This window comes from Enterobacter cloacae complex sp. P14RS, assembly GCF_014895895.1.
In the GTDB taxonomy this organism is placed as follows: domain Bacteria; phylum Pseudomonadota; class Gammaproteobacteria; order Enterobacterales; family Enterobacteriaceae; genus Enterobacter; species Enterobacter bugandensis.
Genome location: NZ_JADBQM010000005.1, coordinates 15,252 through 28,936 on the forward strand (window position 1 = coordinate 15,252; position 13,685 = coordinate 28,936).

Here is a 13,685-nt window from a genome sequence, read left to right on the forward strand (position 1 = left end):
TCTTATGACGCCCAGTAGGCACCGAAGCCGGACGCGCCGACAATCAGGATCGCGCCGATGATGACGTTACGCATGTCGTGCAGGCTCTTGCCGTCGAACAGCACCTTGTAGCCCACCCACATGGTCGCCAGCGTGATGGTGACGGCGGCCAGTCCCAGCAGGCCGGTCGAGGTATTGCTCAGTGTTTCATTGGCCTTGTTAAAACCACTGTCCGCCGCCAGCACCGGGGAAGACAGCAGCACGGAAACAACAGCGTAGTAACGGCGTTTATGCATGATCATTTCTCCTCATCAGGGATAACAGGGATAGCGCCGCGAATGACGGAACCGGGATAATGCAGGGAAGTCAGGATCGGCGCAGTGGCACCGGCTGGCTCGTCGCGCAGCACAACGGCGGGATAGCGGACAGGCGGTTGCGCGTTCCGGTCAGGGTCACGCTGCCGGTCTTCCCGGGTGGACGGGACGACATAGCCAATGCGCTGCACGTAGCTGGTCTGGTTAAAGGCCGATTCCGGTCGCTGGCCGGTTTCAAAGTTGCCGGAGTAGTAACAACTGAGCGCCCGTTTCAGTGTTCCGCCGCGCCGGTAACAGTCGGCGAGAATGCGCTCAAATACCGACAGATTGATGCAAGGGTTAAGCAGGTCGCTGGCCGTGACGCCGTAATGGCGGAAATTGGTGCTGGTGATTTGCATCAGGCCGACCGAATAGCGTCGGCCCTGTGCAGCCAGCTGTCTGGTGAGGTGGATCGCCTCCGGCAGGCTCGTGGGGAAATGTGAAATCACGCCCCGGCTGTCTGGCAGAGTTTCAGCAATGGCGTAAGGGTGGAAACCGGATTCGACCCGTGCGACATCAAGTGACGTGGCCGGGTGAATACTGGCGGCGCACTGCACCGCCAGTGCCAGAAAGGCAGTGGTGGAAAGCATGCTGGCCTCGTAACAGAGAGAACGGCGGCTTATAGAAAAGTACGCCGCCGGTGGAGAAGAAGAGAAAATGGATTAAGCGGCAGAGGCATCCTGTGAAATGTCGCTTTCTTCTCTCGGTTCGAGCAGCACCAGCCTGCCGGAAACCGCAATACCGGGTATCAACACGATATTCAGGCCGGGCTTGCAGTTATGCGCGAAGGCAACGCCAACTTTTGTCCAGTACGTGTTTTTTTCACCCTGTGCATCGGGCTGACTTTCCTGGGTGACAAATACGTGATAAATGGGTTTTCGCATGAAGTCTCCTCTAATAAAAACATCGATGAGTTAAATAAATGTCACATCCCAATTCTGCATTCCGGTTTTAACGGGGCAGCGAGAACATTCAGCGGCACCCTGAATTGTGGTCACGTGACAGCCCGATCCATTTTTTTAAAGAGCAATACCCGGCCCGGACGAATTAACGTCTATCTTGGCAACCATGCTGTAATGGCAATTTCAGGATCGGATATTTATCGCAGGATATAAACGACAAACTCAAAATAAAAAGAAGAGAGATTAATAAGTGGGGAATTTAAGATGCTATGAGAAGGATAAAAGTATAAAAAAGAAAATAGAGACTCATTTAAATTTAATGAGAATGATAAGGACGTGCAGAGAAATAATATCTTCGCACGTCATTGTTGCCATGATTAACGTCTACGGCGCTCAAGTTTTTCCTGACATTCCGTACAGGTGGTTACGCCCGGCAATGTCTGTCGTCGCTTTTCAGGAATGGGTTTACCGCATACACGACAGTGGAGTAATGACGGTTCTAACCCAGGTTTAAAACGATTCTGTTCAATCATCTCCTCTAGTCGCTGTTCATTAAATTCCTGATCGCGATCAATCTCATCCGGCATGGGGCACCCTCCTGTTAGCGACGACCTCCTGTTCGCACAGCGTAATACGCTTCCAGACCGTTGTGAGTGACAGTCCTTCGGTCCTTGGCAGCAGGGATTCAGTCACCTTCATCATTGCTATCAGCGCGTCGGGCGATTCCAGGTTGTCCACCCGGCATCGTTGCCATTGCCGCCAGATCTCGGTATCCGTCTCTTCATCTGGCTCAGGTGTGCGCCCATATGGCACGCTGATACCCAGTAACCGTCGGCGAAGGCTGACCTCATTTGACGTCAGGCCAAAATAGCGGTTGAGCAAAGCGATAGAACCACCCAGGCGGATAGCGCGTTTAATCTGCTGTTGTCGCCGATATTCCTGACGTGCCTGTGTCAGTAAATGAGACAGAACATCATGGCTGACAGTAATCGAAATGAAGGGTGCCGCCGTCCGGCTGACAGTAAACAGTTCATCAAGAGATAACTGATCGAGAGCATTTATTTCGTCGAAAGTAAATCCCAGAGCTTCGCAGTGGCGAATATTGCCTTGTTTTAGTGCATGCAGTGCATCGGTCATGATGGCGTAATTAATTGATGGGATCATTCTGTTATCTCCTCAATTTGTTGGGGGGAAAGTTGAGTACATAAACGGATGTTTTAACTACTCTCACGTCTGGATAATTTCCGGTTGATCCATTCATCAAGTTCCGATTCGAGCCATGCCACACTGGCAGGGCCGATTTTAATGGAACGAGGAAAGTCGCCATTTTTCATATATAGGTAGATCTGCGAGCGTTTCAGGCCGGTTTTTTCTTCGACCTGTTTTAAACGTAATAACTGGTGTGTTGTCATTGTCTGCTCCTGCATCAAAATTAACCGAGGTATCCGACAATCATAAAAAACACAGGTAAGAGCGGAGGGAAAGTTTCTGAACCCTTATTAAGGGTTACAATACCCTTATTACGAGTTTTTAGGATGAATGAAATGTCTTAACTTTTGCGTTTAATTGCCAGAGTAGTGGCTTGTCCTTTTTAGTAGATAATCGATTTGATAGTTTGATTATTCTATTAGGTGAGAGATAAGGCAGGTTTGATATGAAAAGAAATGGGATTCGACAGGGAATGAAAAAAATTAGTGGGAGTGTGAGCACGTATTATGAATGGTTTTACAATTGATATGGATATTATTCGGGTATGCCATATTATTTTGAACTCTGATTCGGGGATCCGCGTTCAAGCGCTCTTTTCAGCGTGTCCGCGCTCAGATGATCGGTAATACCATCGACTGATGCCCATTCTTCAAAAATGGGAAGAAGTTTATAGGGATGCCTGAGCAGTGGACTGATCGAATCATTATGTTTGCATGCTAACCAGAATAAGCGTGAGAGAGGTGTGGAAAGCCTACTGGATGAAGTGTGGGTAAAGCGATCTGCATGTGTACCGAGTAATTTATCAAGTTCCTCTTGTCGTATTACAAAGCAGGCATCTTCCGGGAGTTCATAAACAGGAAAATATCCTTTACCGGAAAAATTCATGAATCTGTTTACTGATTCATCCTCATAAATATCTGCAATGATATGCGCCGGTAATCGCGTGATTTGCTGATTAATTCTGTCCTGCCATGTCTTTTTTTCAAAAATCTGATATGATTGGCCTGCCAAAGCAATTGTAATACCATAATTGGCATTATTTGCACCTGTAATAGGTAACGGCATATTTAGAGAATGTGCAAGTAGTCGCTGAATGAGAACGAATTCATGTCCCAGCATACCTATGTTCATGACTAATTGAGCAGGTGAGATATATTCCCCCTCTGTACTGAGAATTAAACCTTTACCATTTAAAAATACATTTCGTTCAAGCATGCAAAGCCGATATGGTAGAGAATCGCCTACTGGGCGTAGTTTTATTTTGTTCACTGAGGAACGAATTTTTCTCAGTATAACAGGTGACTGAAAGTATATCGAAAGTGAAATGTTACCATATAAGGCATGTCGATAAATATCATATTCTGCTATTTTTATATCCCTAAGTTTATTGGTTATTTTTACTGCTTCACGGATGGTAACCCAGGCTGGCTTAGGGAAAAAGGTATTGACTTTACTAACATCATTTTGCATAAAATAAACTCCTTGAATATCACAGAGTAAACATGATATTACTTGCTATGCTTAATAATTTTACTCTTGTAATCTTTGATGTATTTTAAAAAATCGTGTGCCACTGCCTACGGATAAATCAGATTATATACTCAGAAAGTTTTAAGATTGTCATGCATGATGTTCGTAAAGTTAATGATGCCGTTTTCCACAGCATTCACATACGTTGCGGTAACAACTGTTACCACAATCATTATGTTATAGTGTTGGCCTCGTCTGATTATGAAGAGTCTGCGAAATTTTTATCCGTATCAATACCGATTAAAGGTCGTTTCTGGAGTATTGATAACCATGCTCCAGCTGCTGCAATAAAACAGGTCAAAACTCCCAACAGGAAGGAAATAACACTCAGCTTTCCTGCAATAAGTAACAGCCCTGCTACTGTAGCAGTGGCTTCAGCAGCGCCCCAGACACAGGTCTGTATTGCCATTACAACAGATCGACGTCCTCGCCAGATTCTAACTGCCTGCGCCTGATACAACGGACCACAAATCATTTCTCCGGTTACTATCAGGACGACAACGATATACAGAACGGCTTGCTGCTCAGATGAGAATATTAATAATGCACATCCTGAACCGATACATAAGTTTGAAATAACAACCCGCCATAGTCGGCTTATCCTCTGTGAGAATGAAGTGATATAAACCTGTCCGATAATGATGATAATACTTGATAGAAGAAATAGAGTGCCTACCAGTTCACTGGAAAACTTTTCCACCGCATAGGTCGGCAATACATAATAAAACTGGGCATAGCCAACCATCGTCAGGAAATTAATCACCATAAAAGCGATAATTTGGTGATTACCAGTATCCTCTGATGAATTCGCTGTTTCACTTTTTGTGTCAGCCACCTCAGGATGGGTTGCAGAGGGTAGAGGACGGGTGGCTATTGCGCCCAGTGTCCCAAGTAACAAGGGAAAGGCAACAAACCAGTAACCTGTACCTGAAAGCATGAAGGACGCCAGAAATGGTGCAATACCAGCGCCAGCATTGGCTGCAACGTTTTCATATGAAAGCACACGCTCATGCTCGCCGTCATGGAAAACATGCACGATGTATGAAATTTGCGATATGACTGATACAGAGTTAGTCAGGCCAAATAACGTTGCAAGAACAATCCAGACAAAGATATCAGAAACGCCCATTGCTGCTGCAACGAGCATCAGGAATGCTGATATGGCAACACCCAACAGCGTCAGTGCGATCTCTGCTTTTCGTTCTGTTTTGTCCAGCAGGCGATGGAAAGCGAGCGCGCCTGTACGGTTCGCCACAATAGCAAACCCGACGACGATACCGGCAGCGCTACTGCTGAGTCCCACAACGCTATTAAGCCAGACAGCCATGAAGGGATAAAAAAAGCTCCAGGCCGCAGCTGAGAAAAAGCGAATAATGTATATCATTTGAATACAGGTATCCTGTCCCCATGGTCAGTTTTTACGCGTATCAGGTTGATTTCCTGCTGAACAATGTCGGTGTACCCGGTAAGCATCCCGACCCACGAATAATCCGATACCCCCACAGGCTGGATGCGGCTGCCTGGACTGGCTATCGGGGTATGAATGGATGAAATCGCCGGAACGTCCCATCCACGGATAACCGATTCTTCTGCCAGACCATACCAGTAGCTCAAGGTATTATTGATCTGCGCTGCTTGGTCATATGCGGGGACGGATTCTGCCAGACCTAATGGGAGTAATGCTGCATGCTGCAAAACAGTTGAAGGAGAATATCCATAGGCCAGAGCAACCTGTTCTACGATAGTTGCCCCACCTAAACGTCCCATATTGGCATCAATAAGATATGCTGTCGTATCTGTGGCGATAAATTCACAGTGGAAGAATCCGTTATCAAATCCTGAACGTAAGACAAGATCGTGAATAGCCGCCTGAATTTTTGCATGTACGATGGGCTCAATACCGCAGTCGTTTGGAAAATGGTTTGCCACCTCAGTAAACCGAACTCTTTCACGTCTGGACAACCCTAGGTAAATAGTTTTACCTCCCTGCACAAATCCTTCCATGCTCACTAGCGTTCCTGAACAATATTCTTGGATAATCCAGGGAAGGGTTTCACAGGATTTAGCACCGCTTGCTATTATCGCTGACTTGATCGTATGCGTCGGGTCCCGGTCTGCTTCAATATGCAGTGTGGATGTAGCAAGCGCGCCTGAACCGATCGCTGGTTTCAATATGATCGTATTGTTTTCACGTACCTTAAGCCAAGGTAGAACGAATTTATCTTCGGAAAATGAGATTTGTACCTCTTCCGGAACATGCTCAGGGACGATCTTACCGACCGCATATTTTGACGCCAGCTCAGCAAAGACGGAGGGTGGTCCTCTAAAGTTAAACTCCTCCGCGATTTTGTTGACCATCGGGAATAATTCATCAAAAAAAGTAGTAATGCTGTGGATATTCTGAGTGACATCCGGATTGGCATTCAAATAGTCAGACAGAGCATTATGGTCAGAAAAAAGAGGAATACATTGAACATCACTAATTGCTTGTAGGGCATCGCCACAAAGTGCAGATTTATCAATAGAAAGAATAAGGTCGTGACCTGCATTGCGAATAGCGTCACTAATATATTTCACCGATATCTTGTTTATTCCTACGATTAATATGTATTGCATACTAAATATTCCCGTTTTAGTGTAACCAGAATAGTTCTGCTGAATCCGCTCAATACATTTTTGCTGGATTCATGATATTATGTGGATCCAAAGCAGACTTAATGGCTTTCATCAAATGCAGGGCTGCACCATGCTGCACTGGCATCCATTTTATTTTTCCCTGTCCGACACCGTGCTCGCCACTGATGGTTCCACCATATGACAAAGCTCGTTCAGCCAGACGACTCAGAAATCCCTGTATAACAGGAGTTTCTTCCTCTCCTTCACGGAGCATAAGTAAAAGATGGAAATTACCGTCTCCAACATGCCCTATTAAGGGAGCCTTGAGCCCTGTATTCGCGATATCCGTTTCTGTTGCAGAAATACAAGCACTCAGGCATGACAGAGGGACACAGATATCCGTAGGGATCCCCTGGCAACCTTCATAAAAGGCATGGAATGCCCACCACGCATCATGACGTGCTACCCACAGTGCTTCTCTTTCTTCTGGATGAGAAGAAAGCTGTACTTCCCCCCCGTACCTGTGCACATGTTCTTCAAATAACGCAATATTACCTGGCATTGACAGGCTATTAACGTGTAACTCCACAAACAAATGCGGTTTTTCTGATAATCCCAGTTTTGAATAAGCATTACATGCCCGAACTGCGGAAACATTAAGGAGTTCAATACGTGCAATAGGTAGTGCAGATTTCAAGGTGTCTGTCACAGCCCTGACGGCATTCTCTACTGAGTCAAACGCACAAACACCGGAAAGAATAACTTCAGGGAGTGGATGAAGCTTAACGGTTAACTCACTGAAAATGCCTAGTGTGCCTTCCGAACCAACGGCAAGTGAAAGCAGGTCAAGCCCCATAGCTGATTTCACCGCTCTGGATCCTATGTTTGCTATAGACCCGTCAACCATGACAAGACGGGCAGCCCGGACATTCGTTGCCATCGTGCCATAACGCACTGAGTTTGTTCCTGAGGCACGGGTTGCGGCCATACCGCCAATTGAGGCATTTGCACCTGGGTCAACTGAAAAAAACAACCCTGTTCCCCGGAGAGCTTCATTCAATTGTTCGCGCGTGACACCGGGCTGGATTGTCGCGGTCATATCTTCAATGCTGATGTCCGTAATGGCATTCATTTCAGAGCAATCAATGCATATACCTCCTTGCGGGGCATTGATCTGTCCCTCGATCGAGGTCCGGGCACCACTTGGTATCATGGGCAGTCCTTCAACAGAACAGAACGTCACGATATCCACGATATCCTGCTCATTTCGGACGATCACAACCCCATCGGGAGGACTAAGAGTAATTCCCGTCGGAGCTTGGCAGTACTGTTCTCTGAATGTCGGCTCCGTATGAAAATGATCGCCAAATTTTTCCTGTAATTTTTCGATAACTGATATGTTCATTCATTGCCTCCATTGTAAATATAAAATCAGGTCTTTATGGTGGAACTATTCTGGCTTTTTAAACCCTGATGGTTTTCTGGCAGTTCGACCGTCATATTCTGGTCTGCCTGAAATGATCAATTCCAAAAAATAAGGATGTGCATTCTCATCCTCAAGCTGTCGTCCGGATTTAGTGTGTACCTCAATAGCGGAAAAGAGATCAACAAGTCTGTCCTGTATTTGTTCAATTTCCGGCGATTTAAGCGTAACCATTGCACTAAATTTAAATGTCCCATCTATGTCAAAATATTCACTTTTTTCGGGTTTGGACAGGGATTTCTCAGTTTCATAACACATAAATTTGTCTTTAAGATTAATAGATTCTGGGGTCCTTGGCATTCTGAGTGTCGGTGCAAGGCGAACAAAAGGGGCTTCCTCATGATTTCGTTCTTTTGCTACAAGACTCAAAAATTCGACCACACGAGAATCGAATGCAATGTCAAGTTGATGGCAAACTTGTTTAATTTCAGCCACGGATGCAGTGTCAACCATATATAGATATGTCATAAGCGGCCATAAATCAAAATTGTTCTTAAATCCTCTAATTATTTCATCAGAAATAATAAATTCGCGTTCATATCGACTTAGGCTGAGTGCGCGGCGTAATATTTTGGAATCATGGTCTCTCAGTTCTAGTCTTGAAGACAGATCTCTTGTTTCTATTCCTTTCCCAAATAGCATTTCATGCATATCAGAAGGTAATAAATCCTTAAAATAATGCCAGAAATAATCAAAGCTTGATTTGCTTGATGTTTCTATACCAAGAGAGTTGTGGAGTTCTACTGCTGAGTCTATACTGAGATATTTCCTGCCTGCTTCGATATCACGATAATAATTAGCAGAAAAAGGAATATCTATCCCTTCCAGAAATGTCGAAACTTTAAGATGTCCCCTTTCAACACGAAGTTGTGTCAGGAATGAACCAAGAGCATGTTTTTCATCTGTCTTGTTAGACGTTTTACCAGGGAGACTATCTACGTGTTTTGTTTCGTTTTTATCTGTTCTCATACCAGAGGCTACCATCGTTATTTGTTGATTAGATATTGACTCTATAGACATCTACCAGGTTAACCTGAATTATCAGAGAGCCTGAGTGCTATACGCGTCATGTTTTTTTTGATTTTCAACGTGGAAAATATCATCCCGATCTCTTTTGTATCTTTTACATGTGTACCTCCACAAGGAATTGACCATCGTCCACACTTCCATATCCGAAAGTTATTTCCCTGTTCGGGAACATTTACAGTTTGTATCTCATGTCCCGATGAACAAAATTCATTTAGTTCTGTTGTTGCCTTTTCAAGAATATCTTTATCAATATAGTCAAGAAGTTGATAATGATTCTCTCCGCTTTCATCATTGAGTGGTGAACGAACAGGGTAAGGGATTGAATGGCCTGTTACCTGCTCGAGTATACAATGGATCAGATGTACAGCCGAGTGTATACGCATCTGGTGATATCGCAGATCCCAATCAAGAATAGCAGTCACTTGCTGACCTGCCTGCTTTTTCAGCAAGTCAAAACCGATCTCATTAATATCAAGATAGTGTCTGATCTCTTCATCTTTTCGTTTTGTTGTGAGAACACCGATTTTTTGTTGTGATGTCAGCATATCCGGTAAAACAAGATAACCTCTGTCACCCAATTGCCCACCACCCTGTGGGTAAAAAATGGTCGGACTGAGGACACAATAGGGAGAATTTGACTCATCAAGGTTAACATGAAGGAGTCGCGTTTGGGTTTGACTTAGATAGGGGGCTGTATGGTATAGCCCAGGTACTTTATTCATATTCTTAAACCTCAATTGAATAGATACTTTTAATTATTTATTTGAATGAATGTAAATAACCTTGGCAGAATCTATGCTTTTAGTTCTTTCTCTAAAACAAAGAGTAACTTTTCCATTTGTTCCCGGGGTCCGAATGAAATTCTCAGGCAATGATCCAAAGAATAATCGGTCAGCCTGGCTATAAGGAAACCTTCACTGTTAAGACTGTTCTGGATCTCCCGGCTGCGTTCTTCACTGTCAAATTCAACAAAGACGAAATTGACATATTGGGCACTGGCTTTGACTCCGTAATCTTCAAATAAATCTACCAGTTTTCTTCCCCAGCTAAGACAATATTCTGTTGTTTTGAAAAGATGCTCACGATCCTGTAGTGCATGTTCACCAGCAAGAGCAGATAAAGCACTGACATTGTAAGGCGCCCGGCGAGCTTCCAGTTGTGGATACAGATCTGTGCTGACGTAAGCCCAGCCAAGACGCAATCCGGCAAGTCCATACGCTTTTGAAAATGTTCGTAAGCATATTGAGTTAACGCGTTTATGAACTATTTGAATACCTGCCGTATTTTCGATATCAGGTGTAAATTCTGCGTAGGCCTCATCAATGATAATGGTCGTTTCTGGCGGTATGGTTTCAACTAAAGATATCATTTCTGAAGGTGCAATATAGTGACCCAAAGGATTAGAAGGATTAACTAGGACCAGAATGTCAGGTTTATGACTGACCGCCTCTTTTAAATCCTCAGGGAGGATGCGCCCACTTTTCACTGGGATCTCACTGTATAAGGCTCCGAGAATATCAGTTCTCTTTTTGTACATCATAAAACTGTGACGAGGAGCGGTAAGCCGTGCACCCGGTTTCAGCAGACTACGCAGTGTGATATCAATCAGTTCGTCAGAGCCATTACCCGTGATGATCTGTTCCGGATTAATATTCCAGCGTTCTCCAATTGCTGCTCTCAGTGCATTGTAGGTGGGATCGGGATACAGGCTCAGCAAAGACAGATCATATTGTCCTGTTTGTATTATGTCTGGTGAACCCAACGGATTTTCATTGGCGTGCAGGCGGATGGAAGCATTATTATTTGCTCCCTCAACACATTCCCGGATTTTTTTAGAGAACATCATGAGTGGCCTCCAAGTATCCGGGATACGAGTTCTTCCAGATAAGGTGTTATTGACTCGTCATGGTCCAGATAAGGGACTGACTCCCTCACTTTTGCGTACCACAGGCGACCTGAATTTCCTAATTTTGTAGCATCCCTGATATCAGCTGCCTGAGCGGCGCAGATCAACTCAAAAGCAATAACATAGCGGGTATTCTGGAGCACCTCCGCCGTCCTGCGAGCAGCAACCAGACCGAAAGAGACTACGTCCTGAAAATCACCTGTTGTTGTTAGTGTTTGTATTGATACAGGTGTAGCCAGAGAACGATTTTCCGCTGTGACAGAAGATGACATAAACTGTCCCCCCATTAAACCAAACCGCAGCCCACCATTTTCTGCACATAGAAAAGAGGGGAGCCCGTTGCTGTTCGCACTGGTCAGCAATCTGTCTATTCGCCGGTCAGATAAGTTACACATGGTAATGATTGCTATCGTCAAATAGTCCATCGCGGCGGATATATACTGTCCGTGAAAATGACCGTTATGGAAAACCTGACCGTTTTCGGGTGTGATAAGGGGGTTATCATTTGACGAATTTAATTCATTACTCACTATTCGTTCCACAAATTCTATTGTCTCCAAAACCGGGCCAAGTATCTGTGGTGTGCAGCGAATTGAATAGGCATCTTCAATCGGCATATCTTCTTGTTTGATGCTATTCGTAAGCCTGCTTCCGAGTTCTGATGAAAGCTGTATATCATCAACCGCCAGCCTTGTTCCCTGGAGGTTATTCCATATCATCTCTGCAATTTTTTGCTGGCCTGTATGCGGTTTTAGTTGATGAACGTCGGGATGAAATGGCCGAATCCGGGCAAGAAGCGTTTCTGAGGCAAAGGCGGAGATTGACGCATATTGTTCAAGAAGTGACCTGGTTTCGATGACATTCAGGGCGGCAAGCGCAACCATGCAGGAGGTGCCGTTGATGAGTGCCAGCCCTTCCTTATAACTTAGCTCAAGCGGTGCGAGCCCCAGCTGGTGCAGAATATCTTCTGCAGCCAAGCGTTCACCATTGAACCAGGCATTGCCCTCACCAGTGAGCATACGGGCCATGGCTGCCAGTGGCCCCAGATCTCCGCTGGTGCCCAATGACCCTTTACGTGGTATCTCAGGAATCAGACCAGCGTTGTAGATTGCGATAAATCGATCGAAATTTTCCAGAGATAATGCTGAGTTGCCGCGAGAAAGTGAGATAATTCGGGCGAACATAGTTGCCCGGCAAATTATATCTGAAAATCTTTCACCAACATTTGTCGCAACACCACGGATAAGGTTTTTTTGTAATTCTTCAGCCCTTTCGAGCGGAACGAGATGATCGACAAACCCACCCATCCCAGTGTTGACACCATATATAACCGAGCCTTCTTTCACTAATTTTTCAAGGGCTCGTCTTGATGCGGCAATTCTTTCTCTGGTTTCTTCTGAAGCAACTATTTTTTTACTGAACTGAGAGAATTCAATAAAGTCTTTCAGACTGACGTTACGGCCTGGGCTGAGAATGAAGGTATCGCCTGTGGATGTGCTATTATGCTGTGTAATATTCATGACCATTTTCCTTCTGTTTGTTTGAATTAATGTTCAGTCCAGTCGGCAATAATGACGTTAATCTCTCTGTTTCCTGAAAATGCATGCCTGCCATGAGCAAACTGCAGGTTATCGAGCAGCAAAATATCGCCGGTGTTGAGATTCACGTCCTGTTCTAACCCCTTGACCAGATGAAATAAGTTAAGTGTCAGTTCTTCCGGTAGCGGTTCTCCATCGCCGAAACACATGGATTCGAGAAGTTCAGGACAATTCTGAGCAGCTTCTTTTAACTCTTCTTCGTCTTCGTTTCTGGAATCCACCCGTGCCCATTCAATCATCGCAGCAGCACCCCAGAAATGTGCCTGATTGCACCAGATTAACTCATTTTTACGAGGATGCTGACGCACCGGTGAAATACAGTCCTGCCAAAGGATTAAATCATCATTCCACCATTCAAATTCCCAACCCCTGGAGCGGCAGGCAAACTCTGCCTCTTCTTTTGTTTTTGCAGAAAGCGCTTCCTGCCAGCTTTTTTTTATTCCGGGTTTCAGATGAACTCGGTTTTCATCCGGCAGTGTTCTACGCAGTCTGAGGCCGCGTTCTGTCAGAAGTTGTAATGTTGAAGGCTCGACCAGTTTTGTTATTCGGCGCATATCGCCAATGGTAGATTCTCCGCCCTCTGTGGCGGGTTTGACGCAAGAGAAGGCAATGATTTCCGGTGGGTGTTTTACATAGGCCATTTCCTGATGGAGGATGATTGACCATGCCGGAGGCGTTCGGGTTGCCTCCATCACTTTACCTTTTATGGTTGAACGGGGAGATGAACCACCAATGTAATCTCTGGTGCGAAAACCTAGCGCATTCATTATCACTTCAAACACAGCGGGTTCTGCACTTTGCACAACGCCGCGTAGTAGCAACGCTCCGTTATTGAGCACTGCTTCCCGAATATCTGGTGCAGCTTGAGTAAAGAAGTTTTGCGTATCAGTGACCGATAACCCATCAACGGTGAATCCAGACAGTCCACTCTCATTACATTCTTTCAACATCACCATCTTAGTCTCCTTGAGTCTTAAGAAATGTTGATATGTCTGTCTACTAATTAATCGCCATGAATCATCAAAGTCAACAAAAAGATTATTTTTTCTTTTAAAAGAAATAAAATGTACTCAAACATCT

At 44.9% G+C, this 13,685-nt stretch carries 15 protein-coding genes; all 15 read right to left on the minus strand.

Annotation, left to right across the window (positions count from 1 at the left end; translation table 11 throughout):
* Positions 1-2: 2 nt before the first annotated feature.
* The gene (locus tag IM295_RS03755) at positions 3-281 is read right to left on the minus strand and encodes a TrbC/VirB2 family protein (RefSeq protein WP_047955813.1); all 279 of its coding nucleotides are present in this window, start codon (positions 279-281) and stop codon (positions 3-5) included.
* Entirely contained in the window at positions 278-922 is a 645-nt protein-coding gene (locus IM295_RS03760; RefSeq protein ID WP_047955812.1) for a lytic transglycosylase domain-containing protein, read from the minus strand. Before IM295_RS03760 ends, IM295_RS03755 begins: the two co-directional genes overlap by 4 nt.
* Positions 923-994: 72 nt before the next feature.
* A complete protein-coding gene (locus IM295_RS03765; protein WP_047955811.1) occupies positions 995-1,216 on the minus strand; it encodes a hypothetical protein in 222 nt (73 codons plus the stop codon).
* A 395-nt stretch (positions 1,217-1,611) separates the two neighbouring features.
* The gene (locus IM295_RS03770; RefSeq protein WP_047955810.1) at positions 1,612-1,821 is read right to left on the minus strand and encodes a TraR/DksA family transcriptional regulator; all 210 of its coding nucleotides are present in this window, start codon (positions 1,819-1,821) and stop codon (positions 1,612-1,614) included.
* Entirely contained in the window at positions 1,811-2,398 is a 588-nt protein-coding gene (locus tag IM295_RS03775; RefSeq protein WP_047955809.1) for a DUF2857 domain-containing protein, read from the minus strand. The genes IM295_RS03770 and IM295_RS03775 overlap by 11 nt, the downstream gene beginning before the upstream one ends.
* Positions 2,399-2,451: 53 nt before the next feature.
* Positions 2,452-2,646, minus strand: a complete 195-nt coding sequence (locus IM295_RS03780; RefSeq protein ID WP_041165340.1) for an AlpA family transcriptional regulator — start codon at positions 2,644-2,646, stop codon at positions 2,452-2,454.
* Positions 2,647-2,995: 349 nt separating this feature from the next.
* Positions 2,996-3,913 carry a hypothetical protein gene (locus IM295_RS03785; protein WP_047955808.1) on the minus strand — a complete coding sequence of 306 codons (918 nt, stop codon included), beginning with the start codon at positions 3,911-3,913 and terminating at the stop codon, positions 2,996-2,998.
* Positions 3,914-4,172: 259 nt separating this feature from the next.
* Entirely contained in the window at positions 4,173-5,357 is a 1,185-nt protein-coding gene (locus tag IM295_RS03790) for an MFS transporter (RefSeq protein ID WP_047955807.1), read from the minus strand.
* Positions 5,354-6,589 (minus strand): acetyl-CoA carboxylase biotin carboxylase subunit family protein, encoded by a 1,236-nt coding sequence (locus IM295_RS03795; protein ID WP_047955806.1) that lies wholly within the window; start codon positions 6,587-6,589, stop codon positions 5,354-5,356. The genes IM295_RS03790 and IM295_RS03795 overlap by 4 nt, the downstream gene beginning before the upstream one ends.
* A 49-nt stretch (positions 6,590-6,638) precedes the next feature.
* Positions 6,639-7,994, minus strand: coding sequence for an FAD-binding oxidoreductase (locus tag IM295_RS03800; RefSeq protein WP_047955805.1), 1,356 nt, complete (start codon positions 7,992-7,994; stop codon positions 6,639-6,641).
* Positions 7,995-8,039: 45 nt separating this feature from the next.
* Positions 8,040-9,092 (minus strand): hypothetical protein, encoded by a 1,053-nt coding sequence (locus tag IM295_RS03805; protein ID WP_047955804.1) that lies wholly within the window; start codon positions 9,090-9,092, stop codon positions 8,040-8,042.
* A gap of 8 nt (positions 9,093-9,100) precedes the next feature.
* Positions 9,101-9,823: an alanyl-tRNA editing protein gene (locus IM295_RS03810; RefSeq protein WP_223813098.1), complete on the minus strand. Its 723-nt coding sequence runs from the start codon at positions 9,821-9,823 to the stop codon at positions 9,101-9,103.
* Positions 9,824-9,894: 71 nt separating this feature from the next.
* Positions 9,895-10,947: a histidinol-phosphate transaminase gene (locus IM295_RS03815; RefSeq protein ID WP_047955802.1), complete on the minus strand. Its 1,053-nt coding sequence runs from the start codon at positions 10,945-10,947 to the stop codon at positions 9,895-9,897.
* Positions 10,944-12,527 (minus strand): phenylalanine aminomutase (D-beta-phenylalanine forming), encoded by a 1,584-nt coding sequence (locus IM295_RS03820; protein ID WP_080346973.1) that lies wholly within the window; start codon positions 12,525-12,527, stop codon positions 10,944-10,946. The genes IM295_RS03815 and IM295_RS03820 overlap by 4 nt, the downstream gene beginning before the upstream one ends.
* A gap of 26 nt (positions 12,528-12,553) precedes the next feature.
* Positions 12,554-13,561: a TauD/TfdA family dioxygenase gene (locus IM295_RS03825; RefSeq protein ID WP_142483099.1), complete on the minus strand. Its 1,008-nt coding sequence runs from the start codon at positions 13,559-13,561 to the stop codon at positions 12,554-12,556.
* Positions 13,562-13,685 lie beyond the last annotated feature (124 nt).